Source organism: Sporosarcina sp. FSL K6-1540, assembly GCF_038620285.1.
GTDB lineage: Bacteria > Bacillota > Bacilli > Bacillales_A > Planococcaceae > Sporosarcina > Sporosarcina psychrophila.
In genome coordinates this window covers 941,006-962,154 of the sequence record NZ_CP152018.1, presented here as the reverse complement: position 1 = coordinate 962,154, position 21,149 = coordinate 941,006, and the positions used below count along the sequence as shown (strand labels likewise).

At 41.4% G+C, this 21,149-nt stretch carries 22 protein-coding genes; 17 read left to right on the top strand and 5 right to left on the bottom strand.

The genetic code is table 11. The features are described from left to right. Nucleotides 1-447: 447 nt before the first annotated feature. The 9 genes from MKY15_RS04280 (at nucleotide 448) to MKY15_RS04240 (ending at nucleotide 7,125) form a co-directional block, all read left to right on the top strand. Nucleotides 448-1,062 carry a CalY family protein gene (locus MKY15_RS04280; protein ID WP_342539105.1) on the top strand — a complete coding sequence of 205 codons (615 nt, stop codon included), beginning with the start codon at nucleotides 448-450 and terminating at the stop codon, nucleotides 1,060-1,062. A 317-nt stretch (nucleotides 1,063-1,379) separates the two neighbouring features. Continuing rightward, nucleotides 1,380-2,051, top strand: a complete 672-nt coding sequence (locus MKY15_RS04275; RefSeq protein WP_342539104.1) for a hypothetical protein — start codon at nucleotides 1,380-1,382, stop codon at nucleotides 2,049-2,051. Further along, nucleotides 1,999-2,610: a signal peptidase I gene (locus MKY15_RS04270; RefSeq protein ID WP_255428506.1), complete on the top strand. Its 612-nt coding sequence runs from the start codon at nucleotides 1,999-2,001 to the stop codon at nucleotides 2,608-2,610. Before MKY15_RS04275 ends, MKY15_RS04270 begins: the two co-directional genes overlap by 53 nt. 33 nt (nucleotides 2,611-2,643) lie before the next feature. After that, entirely contained in the window at nucleotides 2,644-3,543 is a 900-nt protein-coding gene (locus MKY15_RS04265; protein ID WP_342539103.1) for a hypothetical protein, read from the top strand. Between the two features lie 147 nt (nucleotides 3,544-3,690). Next, a complete protein-coding gene (locus MKY15_RS04260; protein ID WP_342539102.1) occupies nucleotides 3,691-4,269 on the top strand; it encodes a class D sortase in 579 nt (192 codons plus the stop codon). 415 nt (nucleotides 4,270-4,684) lie between these two features. Further along, nucleotides 4,685-5,107, top strand: a complete 423-nt coding sequence (locus MKY15_RS04255; RefSeq protein ID WP_342539101.1) for a hypothetical protein — start codon at nucleotides 4,685-4,687, stop codon at nucleotides 5,105-5,107. Between the two features lie 39 nt (nucleotides 5,108-5,146). Then, nucleotides 5,147-5,920, top strand: coding sequence for a hypothetical protein (locus MKY15_RS04250; RefSeq protein WP_342539100.1), 774 nt, complete (start codon nucleotides 5,147-5,149; stop codon nucleotides 5,918-5,920). 64 nt (nucleotides 5,921-5,984) lie between these two features. Then, nucleotides 5,985-6,629 carry a hypothetical protein gene (locus tag MKY15_RS04245; protein WP_342539099.1) on the top strand — a complete coding sequence of 215 codons (645 nt, stop codon included), beginning with the start codon at nucleotides 5,985-5,987 and terminating at the stop codon, nucleotides 6,627-6,629. Between the two features lie 361 nt (nucleotides 6,630-6,990). Continuing rightward, complete coding sequence (locus tag MKY15_RS04240) at nucleotides 6,991-7,125, top strand: hypothetical protein (RefSeq protein WP_255428504.1); 135 nt, start codon at nucleotides 6,991-6,993, stop codon at nucleotides 7,123-7,125. 9 nt (nucleotides 7,126-7,134) lie between these two features. Here MKY15_RS04240 and MKY15_RS04235 read toward each other — a convergent pair whose 3' ends face one another. The 3 genes from MKY15_RS04235 to MKY15_RS04225 are packed head-to-tail and all read right to left on the bottom strand — an operon-like array spanning nucleotide 7,135 to nucleotide 9,568. Continuing rightward, complete coding sequence (locus tag MKY15_RS04235; protein ID WP_342539098.1) at nucleotides 7,135-7,707, bottom strand: hypothetical protein; 573 nt, start codon at nucleotides 7,705-7,707, stop codon at nucleotides 7,135-7,137. A 12-nt stretch (nucleotides 7,708-7,719) separates the two neighbouring features. Then, the gene (ribD, locus tag MKY15_RS04230; protein WP_342539097.1) at nucleotides 7,720-8,820 is read right to left on the bottom strand and encodes a bifunctional diaminohydroxyphosphoribosylaminopyrimidine deaminase/5-amino-6-(5-phosphoribosylamino)uracil reductase RibD; all 1,101 of its coding nucleotides are present in this window, start codon (nucleotides 8,818-8,820) and stop codon (nucleotides 7,720-7,722) included. Next, nucleotides 8,813-9,568, bottom strand: a complete 756-nt coding sequence (locus MKY15_RS04225; protein WP_187045820.1) for a GTP cyclohydrolase II — start codon at nucleotides 9,566-9,568, stop codon at nucleotides 8,813-8,815. The genes ribD and MKY15_RS04225 overlap by 8 nt, the downstream gene beginning before the upstream one ends. 402 nt (nucleotides 9,569-9,970) lie before the next feature. Between MKY15_RS04225 and MKY15_RS04220 the strand changes: the two genes are divergently transcribed. Continuing rightward, entirely contained in the window at nucleotides 9,971-10,834 is an 864-nt protein-coding gene (locus MKY15_RS04220) for a YitT family protein (protein WP_082786844.1), read from the top strand. A 96-nt stretch (nucleotides 10,835-10,930) separates the two neighbouring features. Here MKY15_RS04220 and MKY15_RS04215 read toward each other — a convergent pair whose 3' ends face one another. Continuing rightward, entirely contained in the window at nucleotides 10,931-12,004 is a 1,074-nt protein-coding gene (locus tag MKY15_RS04215; RefSeq protein ID WP_342539096.1) for an S-layer homology domain-containing protein, read from the bottom strand. Between the two features lie 475 nt (nucleotides 12,005-12,479). Then, nucleotides 12,480-12,689, bottom strand: coding sequence for a hypothetical protein (locus MKY15_RS04210; RefSeq protein WP_342539095.1), 210 nt, complete (start codon nucleotides 12,687-12,689; stop codon nucleotides 12,480-12,482). Between the two features lie 451 nt (nucleotides 12,690-13,140). Between MKY15_RS04210 and MKY15_RS04205 the strand changes: the two genes are divergently transcribed. From MKY15_RS04205 to MKY15_RS04175, 7 genes are all read left to right on the top strand, one after another. Further along, nucleotides 13,141-14,109, top strand: coding sequence for a BadF/BadG/BcrA/BcrD ATPase family protein (locus MKY15_RS04205; RefSeq protein ID WP_342539094.1), 969 nt, complete (start codon nucleotides 13,141-13,143; stop codon nucleotides 14,107-14,109). Between the two features lie 44 nt (nucleotides 14,110-14,153). Beyond that, nucleotides 14,154-15,206 carry a serine hydrolase domain-containing protein gene (locus MKY15_RS04200; protein WP_342539093.1) on the top strand — a complete coding sequence of 351 codons (1,053 nt, stop codon included), beginning with the start codon at nucleotides 14,154-14,156 and terminating at the stop codon, nucleotides 15,204-15,206. Nucleotides 15,207-15,216: 10 nt separating this feature from the next. Further along, a complete protein-coding gene (locus tag MKY15_RS04195) occupies nucleotides 15,217-15,939 on the top strand; it encodes a PIG-L deacetylase family protein (RefSeq protein WP_342539092.1) in 723 nt (240 codons plus the stop codon). Beyond that, nucleotides 15,936-17,504 carry a beta-N-acetylhexosaminidase gene (gene nagZ, locus MKY15_RS04190; RefSeq protein ID WP_342539091.1) on the top strand — a complete coding sequence of 523 codons (1,569 nt, stop codon included), beginning with the start codon at nucleotides 15,936-15,938 and terminating at the stop codon, nucleotides 17,502-17,504. The genes MKY15_RS04195 and nagZ overlap by 4 nt, the downstream gene beginning before the upstream one ends. A 120-nt stretch (nucleotides 17,505-17,624) precedes the next feature. Then, the gene (locus MKY15_RS04185; RefSeq protein WP_342539708.1) at nucleotides 17,625-18,776 is read left to right on the top strand and encodes an anhydro-N-acetylmuramic acid kinase; all 1,152 of its coding nucleotides are present in this window, start codon (nucleotides 17,625-17,627) and stop codon (nucleotides 18,774-18,776) included. A 27-nt stretch (nucleotides 18,777-18,803) separates the two neighbouring features. Next, nucleotides 18,804-20,135, top strand: coding sequence for an extracellular solute-binding protein (locus tag MKY15_RS04180; protein WP_342539090.1), 1,332 nt, complete (start codon nucleotides 18,804-18,806; stop codon nucleotides 20,133-20,135). Between the two features lie 60 nt (nucleotides 20,136-20,195). Beyond that, on the top strand, nucleotides 20,196-21,140 hold the full coding sequence (locus MKY15_RS04175; protein WP_338655143.1) for a sugar ABC transporter permease: 945 nt from the start codon (nucleotides 20,196-20,198) through the stop codon (nucleotides 21,138-21,140). Nucleotides 21,141-21,149: the final 9 nt, after the last annotated feature.

Genomic DNA, 21,149 nt, shown 5'->3' with positions numbered 1-21,149 from the left:
GGTTACTTCTATAAGATAGAGCTATTACTTCCGAGTGAGCTATTCATTAACAGAAGTAGAAGTGAACTGGTACAAAAGTGCACCGACCCTACACTAAAGTAGAAAATCGAAGTAGACAATCGATATCAGAAAATCACTCTTTAGAGTGAGGATGCCCGCTAGGAATACTCCTATACTAAAAGTAGTTACAAAAATGGTAACGAGCCGAAAAAAGCATTGGAGGAGATTTCCATGAAAAAGTATGACACCTACTAAAGGGGTGTCAAGGATCACAACAGCTGCCAAACTATGAAAATGGTGCATGCAATCAAGGCTACTTTATCAGGTGAAAATGAACTCATACCTTAGAACGAAGAAGAAAATAATTTCTTCCAAGTCGCAGGGAAGAACAAAGAACAAGCATTCAATAAAAGCGAAAAAATACAAACTAATTGGAGGAAATTAAAAATGGGTATTAAACAGAAGCTAGCAATGGGTATCGCAACTGGGGCATTGGCTGTAAGTATGATCGGTGGAGGAACATATGCTTATTTCAACGATGTGGAAACAAGCACGAATACATTCGCTGCCGGTACACTGGATTTATCACTAAAGCCTGAAACAATTATCGATGTAAAAAACATTAAGCCTGGTGACTGGATGAATCGTGATTTTACATTGAAAAATGACGGCACACTCGACATATCCAAGGTATTACTTAAGACAGAGTATTCAGTAACAGACAAAAATGGTGATAATGTAGAAAACTTTGGAAGTCATATCCGAGTTAACTTCATGTGGAACCACGATAAATCAATCACGGGACCGTGGACTGGACTGGACAACGTGGTTTACCAAACAACTCTTGCTGAGTTACAGGGTATGACACCAGATGCCGTTGCAAATAAAGTCTTTGTCCCATACCTTGAAGAAAAAGGCGGTTTAAAAGCCGGCAATTCTGACACGCTGTCCGTACAATTCGAATTTGTCGAGAACGACAAAGATCAAAACGAATTCCAAGGTGATTCTTTAGAGCTTAAATGGACATTTGATGCACAGCAGACAAAAGGGGAAAAGAAATAACATATATCCCGGGAGGAGAGCACTTCTCCTCCTTCCTTTTATTTCATCAATCAACCAATGCTCTTCCTTATATATATTTCTCAACATATAACTCGATTTTATGTTTTGAGGAATATACGTAAGAAAAATCCAGTGGTAAAAAATCGAAAGGCGGGATCAGGTTGAAAACCAGCCGAAGGCGCAAACGTAGGAAAAAGCATCAAGGTCCATTTCTGACTTTAAAATTGGCACTCATATGTTATTTAGTCATCTTTAGCATTAGTTATATTTCGTCTGACACATCCGCATATCTCAGTAGCCAGTCGGAAGTTTCCCAGATGATCACTGCCGAATGGGAAGTTCCGGTTGTACTTACGAATCAATGCGGTGAGGAAATTGAAAAGGATGCTGTAACGGGCGAGGAAATCAAGATCGACCGCGAGAACATAGATAATAAGCCTAAGGAAGAAAACGATAAGGACACGGTATCGGGTGAGGAAACCGAAGTCGACTGCCTAGACAAAGATGATAAGACTAAGGAAAAAGAAGAGCAGGATGCTGTACCAAGCGATGTCGATTGCAAGCGCGAAGATGGTAAGTCTGTTGGAGAAAACGAACAGGATGCTGTATCAAGCGAGAAAATAAAGGCCGACTGCAAGAATATAGATGATGAATCAAAGGAAGAAATTGAAAAGGATAAGGTCATAGAAGGTGAAGATGATAAAGCAGATTCGGATGCTAACAAAGAGAACGAGCAGCAGAAGCCTGAAGATGACGGTCAAAAACAGCCGGACATCAAGGATGGATCTGTTGATGAATCTACTGAAAAGAAACCGGATGAAAAGGATTCTGTAGAAAATAAGGCTCCAGAAGACGGCTCTAAAACAAAGAATGAAGCTGAAGTGAACGCTGTCGTAGAACCAGAAAATAATACAAAGAAAGTAGAAGGTGATACAAATGAGAGAGAAGAAATTAATGAAAAAGAAGAAACGAATGAAGAGGATAAGTAGCATCGTCTCAGGCATATTGATGGTTCTGCTGATTAGTGTCGCTTCCGTAGTGGTCTTCACGAAAATCTCAGGCGGCGAGCCACAACTTTTCGGTTACCAACTAAAAACTGTTCTGTCGGGATCCATGGAGCCGGGAATCCTAACAGGCTCGATCATTGCTGTGAAACCGGCTGAAGATAAAACCAATTTTAAAAAAGGCGACGTCATCACATTCCAGGAAGCAGAAAATATTTTGATCACACACAGGATTACTGAGGTGGTCAAAAGTGGAGACTCCGTACTTTACCGGACAAAAGGCGACAACAACAATGCAGAGGACATGAATCCAGTTCTGTCTGACAATGTGGTAGCAGAGTACACCGGTTTTACAGTGCCTTACGTAGGGTACTTCATTAACTTTACCCAGTCGAAGAACGGTGCGCTTTTGCTATTAATACCCGGATTCCTGCTGCTTATCTACTCGGGGTTTACGATTTGGAGAGCACTTGGAGAAATCGAATTGGCTCCGAAAAAAAAGGTGAATATAGTGGGGGAAGATGGCGGAGAAAGTTCTTCCTGAATCAATCGCTAAGATATGTAAGGAGGCATTATCATGAGCAAACTGTTTCGACTTTTTCCGGTTCTTCTATTGATTAGCGGAATCTGTTTCTTTCCTATGACGAGCGTATTAGCAGATGGTGAAGACAACACGGGCAATGCTGATATAGACATCGGCATTTCACCAAAAGATACGTTATTTGAAATCAGCAATATGAAGCCTGGTGACTGGGCACCTCGGACCATTACAGTCAAAAACTTAGGTAGCAAAGAATTTGCCTACCAAATGCAGTTAGAAAACAGTGGAGAAAAAAAGCTGTTCAACGAGCTACTGCTGGAAATAAAAGCCGACGACAAGGAATTGTATCAGGGCAAATTGGCTGCATTTAAATCTCTGCCCGCAAGAAAACTTACACGCGGCAGCGGGGAGAATCTGGACATCACTATTCGTTTTCCGGAGCACCTTGGAAATGATTTTCAAGGCCTTGGGGCGGCATTTGTTTTCACTTTTACGGCGGAAGGAAGAGATAACCCGGGGAATGGAGGAGGCGATAACCCAGGGGACGGAGGAAGCGATAACCCTGCGGAGGGAGGAAGCGATAACCCTACGGAGGGAGGAAGCGATAACCCTACGGAGGGAGGAAGCGATAACCCTACGGAGGGAGGAAGCGATAACCCTGCGGAGGGAGGAAGCGATAACCCTGCGGAGGAAGGAAGCGATAACCCTGCGGAGGAAGGAAGTGATAACCCAGCGGAGGGAGGAAGCGATAGCCCGGCGGTTCAAGTCACAATACCAGGACAGATCGACAGCGGCGTTCCAACAACAGCCGGGTTCAACTTGCCTGCCACGTCAACAAATATATTTAATTTGATGTTAGTTGGTTCTGTACTTGTGGCAGGTGGAATTGTGTTGATGATCATCAGGCATTACAGAAGGATGAAAATAGCTCAATAGACACGTAAATGACTCAAATGGCTAATTGGTTAAAGAGAAACTTTTGAAAAGCTGCCTGTGCATGGCGTATCATGCCTTGGTAGCTTTTCTGTTTTTCGTGAAAATGAGATGAATCAACACATGCTTTATTAGCTGGAGGTGATGTAATTGCTGAAAAAAATGGCTGTGATTTTGCTGGCGGTTGGACTATTTTTGATAGGCTACGCCAGTGTGCAGCTAAAATCCGCACAGCAGTCGGAAAAAGCCGCACTGGTTCAGGCAAAGGGGGAGTTGGAAAAACAAAAAATAAAGTCACCCCAGCTTGAGTCATCCTATCCCGACCTGTCTTTTCAGAACGGTCAAACAATCGGCATCCTGCAAATTCCCATTATCCAAAAAGAGCTTCCCATAGTGGAAGGGACGGATGACGATGCTTTAAAGCAAGGCGTTGGTCACTACACAGGCACCGTTTATCCCGGGCAAAAAGATCAAATTCTGTTATCGGGACACAGGGACACCGTGTTTACCGGATTGGACAAATTGCAAAATGGCGATACAATCATTATGGAAATGCAGCATGGCACCTTTACATATGCCGTTGTGGATACGGAAATTGTAGATGCAAATGATACAACAGTCATCCGTTCTACAGCACCGGAAGAAATGCTGACTTTATCCACATGCTATCCATTTCGGTATATCGGCAATGCACCGCAACGGTATATTGTTTATGCGATACCGAAGTGAAATGAGTACCTACAAGACTTCGTTATTCAAAAAAGTTTGGAAAAAATCCAGCCAAGTACGTGATTGGTTGGATTTTTGCATGCTTAGCACCGAATACTGTCGCTATTTCTTCTCACATCGATAAGAACCTACATCTATTACAACTACCCATCGATTAATCAATATACAAATTTACTTCTATAAAATAGAGCCAATCATCGAAGTAGAAGTGAACTGGTACAAAAGTGCACCGACACTACACTAAAGTAGAAAATCGAAGTAGACAAACGATACCAGAAAAGTACTCTTTAGAGTGAGGATGCCCGACAGGAATACTCCTATACTAAAAGTAGTTACAAAAAAGGTAACAAGCCGAAAAAAGCATTGGAGGAGATTTTCATAAAAAAGTATGAAATCTACTAAAGAGGTGTCAACGATGAAAAAAATTCTTGGGTTTGTTCTGGTGTTTACTCTCTTAATAGGCGCAGGAACCATTTATGCAAGTGGCAATCCAGGACAGAACCTTTCCCAATGGTATAAGAATGCATTCCATAAAGAAAGCGAAAAGTTGGGTGCAGCTACTGCAACCGGTATGATATTGGTCTTGAAAGAGGTCAATGTTTTTGTGAAAGAATCAAAAAAAAGCATTGATGATGCATTGGCAAGTTTCCGCGACGATAAGGTGAAAGAAGCGGAGTCCGGCATCGAAAAGTATCAGGCTGACACGATAAATAGTCTGAACGCTACGGTTAATAAACTTGAAAACGTAAACTTCAATGATTATGTGGACAAGCAGAATATTGAAGCACAAATTGATCAGGAATTCGAAAAGATGGTAGAAGACGTATTTAGCGAATAAGCACTCATACAAACCAATATGATAAAAGGGGATAATTAAATGTTCAAAACAGTAAAAGGTAAAGTAATCGCAGGAACAATGGTATTTGGACTCGTAACAGGTGCAGGAGTAGCGTTCGGTGCAACAGATGCAGGCACAAACCTCAAAAGTTGGTATGACGGGCAATTTGGGAAGGCATCCACAAATGTAGCAGGACAAGTTGCCGCATACGCTGGCGGTAAAGTTGACGGATTGGCGGTTGAATATAATGGCCTGAAAACAGATGCTACAAACAGTATTAATGCAAAGGGCGTAGCCCAAGCAGGTGTAGCAAATGAAAATATTGAGAAACAGAGCCGTGAACACATCGATGCAATAAAAGAAGAACAAGCACATATCAACACTTATTTGTCTGGTCAATTTGATAGCTTATCAAATTTTGCTAACGGTTTAATTAATCAAGCTGGTGATGACGCCCTTCAATATGCGAAAAATGATTTAAGGGAATACACAGGAGCTGCGGGAAATGCCGCGAATGAAAAAGTTAAAACGGACGTAAAAGCAGTAACTACTCAAGCGATTAGTGATTTGGAAGTAACAATCAATGCGGCGAAAGCAGATCTTCAAGCTAAATTGGATAAGGAAACGGGTTTAACCGTTACTGAAATTAAAGGTTTAATCGACGCGAAAATTACTGACCTCCGCACTAAAATCACTAAAATGAAAAATGATTTAGTTAAAGAACAGGAAAAACTTATTACTTTCACAGCAAAAGGACTTCAACTTGAAGCTGAAAAGGCAATGCAAGATTTGGTAGATGGCATTAATAAATAAGTACTAATGCTCAATAAGGACCTCATCCAGTGAGGTCCTTATTGTTTTAAATGGAGGTGCAACTATGTCGAATAAATTCAAAAGGTATAAAAGTAACTTCAGTTTTAAAAAGATAGGCCTCTTACTCGGGGCTCTCCTGTTAACGATAGGTCTAGGAAGCGGCATGAATAATGCATTTGCTGGCGAGGATGCCGGAAGTTCATTAATAAATTGGTTTGGAGCCAAGAGGACAGTATCTGAACAAGAAATATCCGGGGCAATTACTGTAGAAAAAGACAAACTTATGGGCGAGTTGAAAATAGCTTTGCAAGAAGCTAAGCAAAGTGCCGAAGACGAATTGGCGAAATTCACTGAAGAACAAAAACAAATCCGTACAAGTGAATTGCAGAAATTCGCCGCTAATTTAAAAGCGAATATAGAAATCGACCTCACTAAAGAAAAAGAGGCGATTATTGCCGAGTTGGATGCAGAACATAAGCAAGCCATCGAAGACTTGGAAAACCCAGCGGCTCCAATCAATCCAACACCAAAACCAGGAGTAGAACCGGAACCAGCTCCAGAGCCGGGGGCAGAAGTGAAACCGGAGCCAACGCCAGAACCTGAATTGGAGACACAACCAGTGTTGCCATCTGAATCGGATACAGAACCGAAACCCGAGCCAGCATCTGAACCGGAAACAGCGCCAATAACGGAGCCGACTTCAGAATAACTTGCAGGCGCGGGTTAGTGACAATGAATCCCTGCAAATCAGAGGCAATCAAGCTTTATTGGACGACAAAAATCCAGCCAAGTACGTGATTGGCTGGATTTCTGTATGTTTATCACCTAAAACTATCCCTATTTCTTCTCACCAATCATAACCGCCCTGCTACCGATCATATATCCTGCCAAGCGATCATAACTGGCGGGCTGCCGATTATATATCCCACTCACCGATCAAAACTGCCCGTCTGTCGATCATATACCCTGCCAAGCGATCAAAACCGCCGCGCTACCGATCATATATCCCGTCAACCAATCATATACTTCATCCGACTCTCCTCGATTGGGGGAATTGGGGGACACCACCAGTGTTGCCATCTGAATCGAATATAGAAACGAAACCTGAGCTAACAACTGAACCGGAAACAGCGGCACCAATTGAACAACAAAAAAAATCCAGCCAAGTTCACAAATGGCTGGATTTCTCTATGTCTAACACCTAAAAACGATCCCTATTTCTTCTCACCAATCAGCAAATCGAACAGCTCAGACCAGTCGGTTATTCGTGGGAGATCAAGATGTCGATTATACGATTGGCTTTTGGCGAACAATTTAAGGGGATGATTCCTCAACGTTTCAAGAACCGCAGGCTTGTCATCGAAATAATAGTCTAGGTTCAAATCCTTGATGATGTTGACTTTGTCTTCATCTTTCATGCCGTAATAAAACCTGTCTCTGTCAACAGGAAACCCATTTTCAATCATCCACTCGATTGTACGCTTGCCATGCACGTCGGGTCTCGCCGTAATATAATAAATTTCATGTCCTTCTCTATCCAGCCTTTGTAAGGTTTCCACTGCATCTGGATAGGGAGGGCAGGATGTGAAATAGATTTCTTCCAATGAACGATTCCACATTTGACTGCCTTGTTCAGCAGTCATGTCAAAAAGCTCATGAATTTCAACCTTATCCAACGCGTGGAAGAGATCCACCGCCACTGTCCGATTCAACTTCGTGTTGTAAAGTTGAAAAGCATGTTCCCTTAAATTAATCAACGTATCATCTATGTCAAAACCGAATTTCATTTTCCAAAACCTCTATTCATTTGCAGTATATCGCGGATAGCCGGTGAACTTGAAATCTTTACCGACGGGGGTAATCCGGAGATCTGCTAAGTCTACAGCATCCCGCATTAATTCCACGCCTGTACCTTCAAGAAATGTTGGTGCATGGGCGCCTCCGACTAATTTAGGTGCGATATAAATTTCTACTTTGTCGACGAGTCGATTTTCAAGGAAAGCAGCGTGAATCGAGCCGCCTCCTTCAATCAAGACAGAGGAAATAAGCTTTTCACCGAGAATGCGGACGACGTCATTTGGGTTCACCTGTTTCACTCCGGAAGTTGGGAAGATTAAAATTCCTTGTTCTTCTAGCTTCTGTTTAGCTAGTTGGTCAACCTCTTGTGCAGTGAAAATCCAAGTGGGTGCCTGTCCGTCGGTTACGATCTTTGAATCCAGTGGAATTCGCAGTGTGGAATCTAAAATGACGCGAATCGGATTCCTTCCATTAGGGATCCGTGTAGTTAATTCGGGATCATCCTCAATTACTGTATTGACGCCAACTAAAATAGCCATATTTTCATTGCGCAGTACATGTCCGTCATGCCTAGCTTCGGCGGATGTAATCCACTTACTATCGGCAGTGTGTGTAGCGATTTTGCCATCCAATGTGCTTCCTGCTTTCATCGTCATGAAAGGCTTTTGTTCGACGATGAACTTGTTAAATACTTCATTCATCTGGCGAGATTCCTCTTCCATTATGCCGACGATGACCTCGATTCCGGCATCTTCCAAAATCTTGACACCGTTACCGGCAACGACAGGATTTGGATCAAGCGTAGCGATAACAACTTTGTTAATCCCGGCTTCAACAATGGCTAGTGCACAAGGACCCGTTCGCCCGTAATGCGAGCATGGCTCAAGGGTCACATAAATCGTGCCGCCTTTTGCCCTATCACCAGCCATCCGAATGGCATGTATTTCCGCATGCGGTTCTCCAGCCTTTAAATGTGTCCCGATGCCAACTACTCGATTGTCATTAACAATAACCGAACCGACGAGTGGATTTGGATCTGTCTGTCCTTTCATCGCGCGCGCATTGCTTAGGGCTAAATTCATGTAAAATTCATGGTTAGTCATTTGGCTGAGTTCCTTTTTCATCTAAATGGCCTGAACGATCAATCTTTGTCTGCAAATAACTTTCATTGAACTCTGATTTATCGCCCCATAAAGGTTCTCTTCCGGATACAGGGAGCCCAGCATTTTTCAGTGCATCCAGTTTCTTTGGATTATTTGTCATGAGCTTAACAGGTTTTGTCCGTAGCGTCTTGAGTACCTGAATCGCATCATCATAATTTCTGGAGTCGTCGACAAATCCAAGACTTTCGTTTGCTTCCACTGTATCATAGCCATTTTCCTGCAGCACATAGGCCATCGCTTTGCTGAATAAACCAATACCACGCCCTTCATGATTCGCTAAATAAAACAGCGCACCCGTCCCATGGTCCGCAATATTCTGCATCGATTGCTTGAGCTGATAGCCGCAATCGCATCTTTTACTACCAAATATATCGCCAGTATGGCAAATTGAATGCATGCGAATTAACGCATCATCCGCATGTTCGAAATCTCCGTAGACGAGCACGCTTGACTGTTGGTACTCCGCCAAATTCGCAGATGACAACTGTTCGATAATTTCTAAGTAATTGTCCGTTACTTGGCAACGGCTAAGCCAGCAATACCATTGAAAAACAACTGTTTCTCCATGCAGATTGACAGGGAGTTGGATTGGTCCGACCAAGTAGATGGCGCCTTCATCTGTGGGGATCATTTGTATTTTATCTTTTAATACGTCAAGGACTTTTGGTTCCAGTTTCAAATTCAACATACAATCATTCCTTCTATTTAAATTTGGGTTATCATGCAAATTTATAGTAACTGTAGTACTAGAGCCACTTCATGTGGATTTTTAAATGTGCAATAAATCAGGAAATTATTCCTTTAGCATACCTTATTGTTTCGTGATTTACTCTAAAGTTGTTTTGGGCAGTTTGCTAGGCAGTTCATTCAATAAAACTTCATCCTCTTCTATACGTATGCGCTTATATCTTATTGTCGGTGACAGTCACCCAGTCAAATTGAAAACTGCCGAATAAGCGGTGACAAAAGCAAAGAAATCGTGCAAATTATTATTTTGCTCCGAGCTGATCTTTTATTATTTACATGGAATGCAGAAAGAGGGATAATAGTATTACAAAATAATTTAATGTCGAGGGACTGTATTTCACTCATGAAAAAACAGCACAAAAAAGAAACACGTACACATTTTATATTCCGTTATCTATTCATTATGATAGGGGCGACTATGGCGGCGGTCGCGATTGAACTATTTCTTGTTCCAAACTCTATTATAGATGGTGGAATCATCGGGATTTCACTAATTCTAACTTTTTTAACGGGTATCCCATTCGGTTTACTCATACTGCTGATCAACTTGCCATTCCTTTTCTTTGGCTATAAGTATATCGGGAAGAACTTTTTCATATCTTCCTCTTTTGCAATCGTTGTACTTGCGCTTGTGGAAATTCCACTTAAGGCGGTTGACCCTTTTGTGACGGATCCGCTTCTTGCGACTGTCTTCGGAGGGCTACTGTTAGGAGCGGGCGTTGGGCTTGTCATTCGTAATGGCGGTGCTTTAGATGGGACTGAGATACTTGGTATTTTATTGACTAAAAAGATTCCATTCTCTGTCGGCGAATTTGTGATGTTTTTCAATATCTTCATTTTCGGCTGGGCAGGCTTTGTACTCGGCTGGGAGCAAGCCATGTATTCGATTCTGACGTATTATATCGCTTCGAAAACAATCGATGCTGTTATCCAAGGTTTGGATGAAACAAAAGCGGTGATTATCGTGTCGGATGAATACGAGGAACTCGGTATTGCTATTAATGAACGTCTCGGTAGAAGCATTACGAACCTTAAGGGAAGCGGCGGTTATAACAACAGTGACAAAGATGTCATTTACGTAGTTGTCACGCGTCTGGAAATAAGTAAATTGAAACAAATCGTCCATGAAGTCGATGCAAATGCATTTTTAACAATCATGAATACGCAAGAAGCACATGGCGGACAGTTTAAATCACCGATTCATTGAGATAAACAACAAAAAGAAGTGTAGACCTTAATTGGTCTGCACTTCTTTTCATTAATAAAGAAAAATCCCCCCATCCGGATTTGGATAGGGGGACTGTCAATTAGTGCTTGGAACAAACACGTGGAAGTTAACATTAAAAGTTTCTCGGAATTGAATGTCGTTTTTGTCAGCGTAAAGTGTAACTTGGACGTCCTCTGCAGATACATCGCTGTCTGTTGAAGGTTTAGTACTTGGTTTCAAGAGGGCGAAGAAGTCTTCTTTCAACGTATCTTTTGCGGTGGGTCGCGAGAGGTCGACAGCTTTAGCATTACCTATGCTAATTTTTTTCACGCCGAGCGCTCGCAATTTACTAGAGAAAACACCAATTCCGGTCAACCCTTTAATCCCTTCGTCAATATCATAGGCAGTCATCGTTACTGTATTTGTCCTGCTATTAAACCTTGACTCAGCAACTTTTTTAACGCCTACTTCAATGACACCATTTTGCGTAACGACTTTTTTGATTTCAGCACGCGCCTTTTCGATTGGATTAGATGCGACTTTGATATTCTCGGTACGTACAACAAATGATGCCATTTGGGCACGTGTGATGCTAGCATTCGGATCGAAAGTTGTTGGCGTCTTTCCTTTCGTCACCTTGTTAGTGACGAGTGCCTTGACATGATCCACGTACCACGCAGAATTACTTACATCTCTGAATGGATTTACGGTAGATTTACCCTCGAGTTTGAATCCGAGATCGATTGCTTTCGCCATATGGGCACGCGTCATGGATGCATTCGGTTTGAACGTGTTGTCTTCGAATCCTGAAATGAGCCCTGCATTTTCAAGTGCTGCTACATATTTATAGAAGCCATTCTTGTTGTCGAGGTCTTTAAAGCCCGGATTTCTGACGTTTCTCGTATCCAGCTTCAATGCGAGCGCAAGTATTTTCGAAGCTTGACCACGCGTAAGCTCATTGTCCGGACGATACGTACCATCTGAATAGCCTTTGACAATTCCACGTCCAGCAAGATTCATAATCGGATCATAATGATCAAGAGTCGGTTTTACATCTGTAAATGAAGTACCAGCCGCATCAGTAGTGACAGGTACTGCAGTAACAATCACTCCCAAGACAACTGCCACAGAAACAGTAGCCGCATATATCTTTCTTCGTAAATTGCTCATTTTGATGTAATTCCCTCCAATAGTTAAACTTTTATGGCAATAATATGGATTTTAATACACAAAGAAACTATAGCATAATCCTATTTAGAATGATAACTCAATATATGAACTAATTATAGAGTTAAGCTGGACTTCTAGTACTTAACGGAAATGGTACTAGTTGGTTAGTTGGGGAATTGGATGTGATTGTTGAGGAGTTCAAGGAATCGGGGGAGTGTCCAACCAACCTATCGAAGTGTCCAACGAACGCGGTGGGATGTCCAACCAAATCGGTGAAGTGTCCAACCAACGCGGTAGAGTGTCCAACAAAATCGGCGAAGCCTTCAACCAATCCCGCAAAGTGTCCAACCAACCGGAAAGCGTGCAACCAAACAATCGAAGCGTCCAACAAACGCGGTGGAGTGTCCAACAAAACCGGCGAAGCCTCCAACCAATCCCGTGAAGTGTCCAACCAACCGGAAAGCGTCCAACCAAACTACCGAAGCGTCCAACCAACGCGGTGGGATGTCCAACCAAATCGTTGAAGCCTCCAACCAATCCCGTGAAGTGTCCAACCAACCGGAAAGCGTTCAACCAAACTATCGAAGCCACCAACCAACGCGATGGAGCCTCCAACAAAATCGGCGATGCGTCCAACCAACCGGAGAGTGTTCAATGAAATCGCTGGAGTGTACAACGAAAACAATGAAGTCCTCTAAAGTTGATAAAAACTTTAGAGGACTTCATTAATTCTTTATATGCATTTTTACACTCATGCAGATTTCTTTTCAAAAATGGTGAACTCCATGTTATTTAGGACCAAATCAGGTATCGATTGTACTTGGCCAATATATTTCTTTCAATTCGCCAGTACTCCCACAATTACTTGTTAGGAGCACATCTTTTTGATGGGCTTAAGAAGTATAGGGGAATATATTTCGGTTGTTGGAGAAGTATTGGTGGCTTCCTTTATATTGCGGACAAAACTTGTTTTGGGGCAGAAGTAAACTCCTCCCGCGAATCATCTTATGCCTGTTGTGGTTGGATAGCATCATACGCTTTTCTGAAATTAAATATCGAATATTGAAAGATAAGTTGAAATAATCTATCAATAGTTTATACTATATTTAAAGAAACGAAAAGGCGGGAAAAAGCGAATGTATGTGTTAGGGATAGATGGCGGGGGAACGAAAACGACGGGTGTAGTGACCGACAGAAATGGAAACGTTTACATGCAAGCAGTCACTGGACGTAGTAATTCGAACACATTGTCTCAAGAAGAATTCCAAAACGTAATGAGTGGATTATTACTGCGACTTAAAAAACAACACACTAAAATATATGATCAGATATCTGTGTGTTTTGCGGGATTAGCAGGAGTTGGCGAAAGTGGACGCGACGTTGAAGTTGTAAATTTATTAAGGAACTACTTGCCACGGGATACGAAAATACTTGTACGAAACGATGCATTTAATGCTCTTTACTCAGGAACATTAGGGGAACCGGGAGTTGTCCAAATCGCAGGAACGGGAACAATTACGTTCGGATTTAATGAGGAACAAAAAATGGTTCGTTCAGGTGGTTGGGGTTACTTATTTGATGACGAAGGAAGCGGATTTTATTTAGGGAATGAGGCGCTGCGTGCTGTATTTAAAGAGTTTGATAATCGTGGCCCCACTACGTCTTTAACTACCAGTTTTTTGAATTACTTTCAAGTTCAAGCGGTTCCAGACATCATAGGGAAAGTCTATGGGGAAGAACATCCTCGTTCCGTCATTGCTCCACTTGCTAGATTGGTAGTAGAAGCGAGCGTAGCCAATGATGAAGTAGCGAAAAACATTATATTGAATGCCTGTAAGGAAATGATGCTCAGTGTTATATCGTGTCACAATCAATTATTTGAAGCAGAGCATCCAACGACTATCGTGTTATCTGGAGGCGTCTTTACAAATTCAGAGTTATTTATTCGCCATTTTAAAGAACTATCATACAAAACTCTTCCAAATGTAATTTTTCAACAAACGAAAGTACCCCCAGTTGGAGGTGCAATTATTGCTGGTTTGAAGTTACTCGGTGTAGCAATAGACGAACACTTTGTGGCCAAGTTTAATGAGCAAATACAATAAGTAGGGGATCCAATGAACGTTCATCATAAGGAAGAGGTGAAAAAATGAAAAACAAAGTACGCTCATTTTTGCAACAAGAAATTGATAAACAAGTAACGCCAGGGGCGGTCATTCGGGTTAAACATAAGGGACAAATCATTCTCGATGAAGCCATTGGTACGAATAGTTTAGATGGGGACCGCATTCAAATGACGAGTAAACATGTATTTGATATGGCGTCTTTGACGAAGGTAATGGTGACGCTACCGGTAATGTTGCAACTCTTTGAATCTGGGGATATCCATTTACACGATAAAGTCGCTTCATTTATTCCAGCGTTCGCTAAGAACGGTAAAGAAAGCATTACTCTACAACAATTACTAACACATTCATCTGGACTGATTGCGCACCGTCCTTACTTTGAACGGAAATTGACAACACAAGAAGTTCTCGATGATATTTTTGAAGAGCAATTATCTTACGTGCCTGACACGAAAGTCGTTTATAGCGATTTAGGCTATATCTTACTTATGGAAGTAATTGAACAAGTAACAGGTCAGCCGCTTCAAGAGTATGCACACCAACACCTGTTTCAACCGCTTGGTATGAATGATACGAAGTATAAGCCGAGTTACGAGCGCGATCAATATGCACCAACTGAATACCTCGAACATTTACAAGACCATAAATATGGAATAGTGCACGATGATAACACAGAATTTATGGGCGGCATTAGTGGTCATGCAGGATTATTTTCAACTATGGATGATATTTCTCAATTTACACAAATGCTCGAGAACAACGGTATACACGATGGGAAACAAATCGTAGATCCACTATGGTTAACAAAGTCACGCGGCAATTTTACATCATTTTCTACTGAAAGCAGAGGTCTTGGGTGGCAATTAAAAGGAGAAGGATTTAGTCCAGCCGGCGATTTGATGTCGCCGCTTACCTATGGTCACACTGGTTATACTGGCACAAGTTTTTATATTGATCCACTCGAAGAATTGACGGTGATTTTATTAACAAACCGCGTGTACTTTGGGCGACATGATCCAATCGTTCGATTACGACCACGATTGCATAACATCATCGTCACAAATTTAACTAATTAGGAGTGTTTGTATGCATTTAATGATTGTGGGGGCGCATTGTGGAGATGGTGAAATTCAAGCAGGTGCTATTGCGCATAAATACGCGCAAGCGGGTTATAAAGTGACCTTTCTTCATTTAACAGCGGGGGAAAAAGGAACGCCTGCTCATTTAGATGTTGAGTCATACCGTAAACAAAAAATTGAAGAAGCCGAAAAAGCCGCGGCCATTTTAGGTGGAACGAGTATTACTTTAAATCACCGTGATGCCGAGCTGACGTTTAATGAGGAGTTAGTAAAGGAAGTGGCAACGATTTTTCGAAAAGAGAAACCGGACTTCGTGATTACACATTGGGTGAATAGTATGCATCCCGATCATGCTCTTTGTCAGCTTATTGTACAAGATGCATGGTTAAAAGCGTCACTTCCTGGTTTTGAACTAGACGGGTTGGCACCACATGGTCTGCGCCGTGTATTCCACAGTGAGAATTGGGAAGACATGGAAGGCTACGAACCGGATATTTATGTGGATGTCTCTGATTCCTTTGACGCTTACTTGGAGGCTTTGTCTTGTTACTGGTTCATTATGAATTCAACCAGTTTCAGATACTATGATTATTACAAAGCACTAGGCACGATGCGTGGATGTTTAGGACGAACGACGTATGCGCAAACATTGCAAAATTCAAAAGGACTTCATGTGCGCCGTGAAGGACATATCCCGGGATTTCCGATTCCTCAAGGAGGCACAAAATGACTATGCAAAAGAAAGTTGGTCGCTTACTAATAGCCGGGTTTAAGGGCATAACCATGTCGGATGAAATTAAACACTTGATACATGCCTATCATATTGGCGGGGTTATATTGTTTGGCCGCAACATTGGCACACCATTAGAAGTTTTAGAGTTAACGAAAAGCCTGCAGCGAGAAGCGAAAAAAGCGGGTTATAAGTTCCCATTATTAATTTGTATTGACCAAGAAAACGGTGCCGTTCGTCGACTTGGTGAAGGTACAACAATCGTTCCGGGTGCAATGTTAATTGGGGCCACACATGAACCAAAGCATGCTCGTAAAGCGGGCAACCTAACAGGTAAAGAATTAAAAGCATTAGGAATCAACTGGAACTTGGCACCCGTTGTTGATATCAACAACAACCCGAGAAATCCAGTAATTGGTGTTCGGTCATTTGGAGAAGATACGCATGACGTGGCAGAAATGGCAAAGAACTCCATGCTTGGTATGCAAGAAGCAGGTGTCATGACGACGTTGAAGCATTTTCCGGGGCATGGTGATACGAGTGTAGACTCGCATTTAGATTTACCTGTGATTGGACACGACTTAAAAAGATTGCATGAAGTGGAATTAGTCCCGTTTAAAGAATGTATCGCGGCTGGTGCGGATGCCATTATGAGTGCGCATGTGTATTTCCCAGCGTTAGAAAAAGAAGCAAATACACCCGCGACATTATCATACTCAGTCATTACAGGCCTTCTGCGAGAAGAACTTGGTTTTGATGGTGTGATTACAACTGATTGTATGGAAATGGACGCGATTGCGAAAGGCATCGGTACAGTAAACGGATGTATGAAAGCTATTGAAGCAGGTGTCGATTTAGTAATGGTGTCTCATATACATCCTTTACAAGAACAAGCAATTCTTAAAATAGTAGATGCAGTTGAAAAAGGCACGATTACACAACAACAAATTGAACAATCCATCACGCGAATTGAACGTATGATTGCAACATACACGTCTTGGGAAGAAGTTGAGGAGACGCAAGAAGTTGCAAACTTCGTCGGATCACAAGCACATCGAGATGAAATGAAACTGATTTATGAAGAAGGTATTACCTTGGTTAGTGGTGAGGGGAAGCCTATACAAGCAGATGATAAAGTTCTCTTAATTTATCCTACCAATGAATATGCAACGATGGTAGAAGATAAGCGTTATGCAACACTTGAAATGGCTGAGAAACTAAAGAACGTTCATGAGCATGTAGGTGTAATTGAAATAGACCCGACACATTTCGAAGAAACGATTACCGATATAGTAAGTCAAGTGAACAACTACGATCATATTGTGGTTCTTACGCTCAATGCTACACAACAGGAGAATCAACTGAAGCTAGTTCATCAATTAATTGATTGTGGTAAACCGGTAGACGTAGTTGCCGTTCGCACACCGTATGATGCTGCTCAGTTTCCGCTGGCAAACCGCATGATTTGCACATACGAATTCACGCAAACAGCTTTTGAGGTAGTTGCCGAAAGCTTAGTTGATAAAACTAAAATAAAAGGAAAATTACCAGTTACTCTAGCATGAGTGATATTTATTTTTATAATATTAGAAAAATATTGATATTTAATATTGAATAAGTTAAAATATGGGTAAGCATTTTTTTAGCACGACTGCTAATGGAAAGGAGGGATGAGAGTGAAACCCATGCGTGTTTGTGGACTTATGTCGGGTACGTCGCTCGATGGATTAGATATCGCGATTGTAGACTTTACCGTCGTTGCTAAACAAGTAACGTATGAGCTAAAGCATTTTGTGACAATGTCTTACACTGACGAACTGACGGCTCAACTTTTCCAACTAATGGATCCATTGGTGCCACTGAACCATGTATCGTCGATGAATATGTATTTAGGTGAATTGTATGCAAAGTGTATCAAAGATGCTTTAGTAGATTCTGAGATTGATTATGAATCAATTGATTTAATCAGTTCGCATGGACAAACGATTTGGCACGAACCGACTGTTGTAAGTCAACGCTTGTATGCACGGCCAAATACGATGCAAATCGGTGATATTGCAGTACTTGCTGAACAAGCGGGTATTCCAGTAATCGGTGATTTTAGAACGCGTGATATGGGTGCAGGAGGTCAAGGAGCTCCTCTTGTACCATTTGCAGATCAAATTCTATTTCAATCACAGACGAATGGGCGTGTGCTTGTGAATATTGGCGGAATTGCCAATATGTCTGTCTTGCCTCCCGCTCACTTTGCGCAAGAGGTTATTGCATACGATACCGGACCTGGAAATATGATCATTGATGCATTTGTTAATAAATATTCAAACGGTTTGCTAAGCTACGATGCAAATGGTGACTTGGCAAAGGACGGCATTGTTCATAACAAATGGTTAGAAAAATTGATGGCAAATGACTACTTTTCACTCCCGGCTCCGAAAAGTACAGGAAGAGAATTGTTCGGTTCAGTATACGCTGATAAATTGTGGTTACAAGGTGATGAGTATGGATGTTCGTCACTAGACAAAATCGCAACAATCACAATGTTAACCGCGAAATCATTAGCAACTGAAATTGAGAAATATTGTCAGACGCATGATTTAAAAGAGGTGTTTGTTAGTGGGGGTGGCGTTCATAATAAGACACTCTTAGCCTACTTAACAGAATTACTTCCCAATCAAATAGATGTAAGAACGTCCGATGAGATTGGTATAAGCGGTGATGCGAAAGAAGCTTTTGTTTTTGCTTTACTCGGGTATTTAGGGTTTCAAAAGATGCCAAATAATTTACCTTCAGCAACAGGTGCAAATAGACAAACAATTTTAGGGAAAATTGCATGGTGAAAATAACAATTTGGGGGGAAATGACGAATGAAGAATGTGTTTAAAAAATCCGCACTAGCAATTGCATCTTTAGGCTTAGCAGCAGCTGTTTTAGCAGGTTGTAATGGAGATAAAAAAGAAGCAGGAAACACAGAAGAATTTAAAGGAGAAATTACGATTTGGGATGGTCCAAGATGGCCGGATAAAGATGATAATAAGTTCCACTGGTTAGATGCGAAAATTAAAGAGTATGAAGCGGCAAATGAGGGTGTGAAGATTAAATTAGTTCAAGTACCCTGGGCAGAAATGGGCGACAAACTTGGCGTAACAATTGCTGGTAAATCATGGCCAGATATAGCACCTGTTGATATTAGTGGAAGTTCAGTCAACATCAATCATATCGATCAAGGCGTAATTGAGCCACTTGATGAGTTTTTTGACAAAGCTGAGAAAGCAGACTTCTATGAAAACGCATTAGATGCTTACACGTACAATGATAAGTTATATGGAATTCCAAATAGTATCACGTTGCACTCAATGCTGCTGAACTTAGATTTATTTGAAGAAGCAGGTGTGACGCCTCCTGAAAATGGAAAGTGGACATATGATGATTTTTTAGATACAGCGAAAAAATTAACGTTTGATCGCGATGGTGACGGCAAAATGGATGTATACGGATTTTCAACGTATGTAATGCCAGGATACTATGAGTCGTGGCCGTTCTTCTACAAGAATGGTGGATCTCCACTTAATGAAGACATGACAGAATTTACATTTGATACGCCTGAAACAGTTCAAGCAATACAAGATTTAGCCGATTTGAAATTAAAGTATGAGGTTGCACCTGAAACATTGGGTGGTATTGATGTTGGGGGAACATTCCAGGCATGGGCGAATGAAGAGCAACGCACAGTTGCTATGCAACCATGGGCAACATGGGCAATTGGTGCTGCACAAGGGCAATACCCAACTAACTTTATGGTAGCTGATTATCCAACAGGTGATTCTGAAACCCCAACAACAATCGGTGGTGTAGGTGGATGGGTAATGTTCCACCAAAAAGATGCTAATAAAAAAGCTGCTATAGCTGACTTCATGAAATTTATATCAACAGATGAAGAGCAATTCCTTATGGCTCAAAATTACGGTATTTTCCCAGCCCGCATCAGTGCAGCTGAAATGGATCCATTTAAAGACAATCCAGAAATGACACGTGCTATGGAAATGTCAGAACAGGTTATTATGCTTCCTCGTCACCCAGAGTGGAAGAAAATTGATGAGGCGATTCAAGCACAGCTTCAACTAGTCTTTAACGGTGAAAAAACAGCTGAAGAAGCAATGAAAGATGCAAAGAAAACGGTTGACGAGTTATTGAAATAACAATGTTTGAGCAGGTTCCGCATCGCGACAACCTGCTTCATTTTTAGGAGGTGTCCCAAATTGACTCAACTACCAATGGGTGCAGTACCGAAAAAAGAAAATGAAAAGTTAAAAGTGTTAAAGAAACCGAATAAAGGCGTGCTTCTTCAAATGAAGAAAAACTATAGTGCATACCTTTTTCTTTTACCTAAATTAATTTTATTTACGTTATTTGTGGCGATACCCGTGATTTGGGCATTCATTCTATCGTTTCAATCGTACAAAGTGTTCGGCAGTGAATTTGTTGGTCTCGATAATTACATACAAGTTTTTAGCAGTGAAGCGTTTCGTATTGCACTAAAAAACACCTTATTGTTCACGGTAGTAACAGTACCGTTTGGGGTCATTAGTGCACTTGTAATATCCACACTTATTTTTGCACTGGGAAGATTTTCTCAAAGTGTGTTCAGATCTGCGTTTTATTTACCCACAGTGACATCGATGGTAATTATCGCGATGGTTTGGCGCTGGATGTACAACTATGACTTTGGTTTATTTAATTATATTCTTGGCTGGTTTGGAGTTGAACAAATTAACTGGTTGGGTCAATCCAATAGTGCGCTCTGGGCTTTAATCATCATGCAATGTTTAATTCCATTCGGTATAGGAATTATTATGTACTTAGCTTCAATGGGGTCGATTTCACAATCACTTTACGAAGCGGCACGAATGGATGGAGCAAGTAGTGTTAAACAATGGTTTCATATAACAGTTCCATTGTTAAAGCCTACAACGTTATATCTCACTTTACTAAGTACAATTGGTTCCTTCCAAGTGTTCACTCAAATCATTATGATGACAGGTGGAGGACCAGGCAGTGCTACAGAAACATTAGTTCATTTGATTTATAAAACAGGTTTCCGTGACTTTGAATTTGGATTGGCAGCGGCTCAATCTGTTGTATTATTTGTTATCATCCTCATCTTTTCCATCATCCAATTCAGGGTGTTGCGCCATGATGAGTGATTGGGGGAT

What these genes read in the sequence shown, in the direction of transcription:
- MKY15_RS04280 (WP_342539105.1), top strand. Translation starts at nt 448, where the DNA reads ATGGGTATTAAACAGAAGCTAGCAATGGGTATCGCAACTGGGGCATTG.
- MKY15_RS04275 (WP_342539104.1), top strand. Translation starts at nt 1,380, where the DNA reads ATGATCACTGCCGAATGGGAAGTTCCGGTTGTACTTACGAATCAATGC.
- MKY15_RS04270 (WP_255428506.1), top strand. Translation starts at nt 1,999, where the DNA reads ATGAGAGAGAAGAAATTAATGAAAAAGAAGAAACGAATGAAGAGGATA.
- MKY15_RS04265 (WP_342539103.1), top strand. Translation starts at nt 2,644, where the DNA reads ATGAGCAAACTGTTTCGACTTTTTCCGGTTCTTCTATTGATTAGCGGA.
- MKY15_RS04255 (WP_342539101.1), top strand. Translation starts at nt 4,685, where the DNA reads ATGAAAAAAATTCTTGGGTTTGTTCTGGTGTTTACTCTCTTAATAGGC.
- MKY15_RS04250 (WP_342539100.1), top strand. Translation starts at nt 5,147, where the DNA reads ATGTTCAAAACAGTAAAAGGTAAAGTAATCGCAGGAACAATGGTATTT.
- MKY15_RS04245 (WP_342539099.1), top strand. Translation starts at nt 5,985, where the DNA reads ATGTCGAATAAATTCAAAAGGTATAAAAGTAACTTCAGTTTTAAAAAG.
- MKY15_RS04235 (WP_342539098.1), bottom strand. Translation starts at nt 7,707, where the DNA reads ATGAAATTCGGTTTTGACATAGATGATACGTTGATTAATTTAAGGGAA.
- ribD (WP_342539097.1), bottom strand. Translation starts at nt 8,820, where the DNA reads ATGACTAACCATGAATTTTACATGAATTTAGCCCTAAGCAATGCGCGC.
- MKY15_RS04225 (WP_187045820.1), bottom strand. Translation starts at nt 9,568, where the DNA reads ATGTTGAATTTGAAACTGGAACCAAAAGTCCTTGACGTATTAAAAGAT.
- MKY15_RS04220 (WP_082786844.1), top strand. Translation starts at nt 9,971, where the DNA reads ATGAAAAAACAGCACAAAAAAGAAACACGTACACATTTTATATTCCGT.
- MKY15_RS04215 (WP_342539096.1), bottom strand. Translation starts at nt 12,004, where the DNA reads ATGAGCAATTTACGAAGAAAGATATATGCGGCTACTGTTTCTGTGGCA.
- MKY15_RS04205 (WP_342539094.1), top strand. Translation starts at nt 13,141, where the DNA reads ATGTATGTGTTAGGGATAGATGGCGGGGGAACGAAAACGACGGGTGTA.
- MKY15_RS04200 (WP_342539093.1), top strand. Translation starts at nt 14,154, where the DNA reads ATGAAAAACAAAGTACGCTCATTTTTGCAACAAGAAATTGATAAACAA.
- MKY15_RS04195 (WP_342539092.1), top strand. Translation starts at nt 15,217, where the DNA reads ATGCATTTAATGATTGTGGGGGCGCATTGTGGAGATGGTGAAATTCAA.
- nagZ (WP_342539091.1), top strand. Translation starts at nt 15,936, where the DNA reads ATGACTATGCAAAAGAAAGTTGGTCGCTTACTAATAGCCGGGTTTAAG.
- MKY15_RS04185 (WP_342539708.1), top strand. Translation starts at nt 17,625, where the DNA reads ATGCGTGTTTGTGGACTTATGTCGGGTACGTCGCTCGATGGATTAGAT.
- MKY15_RS04180 (WP_342539090.1), top strand. Translation starts at nt 18,804, where the DNA reads ATGAAGAATGTGTTTAAAAAATCCGCACTAGCAATTGCATCTTTAGGC.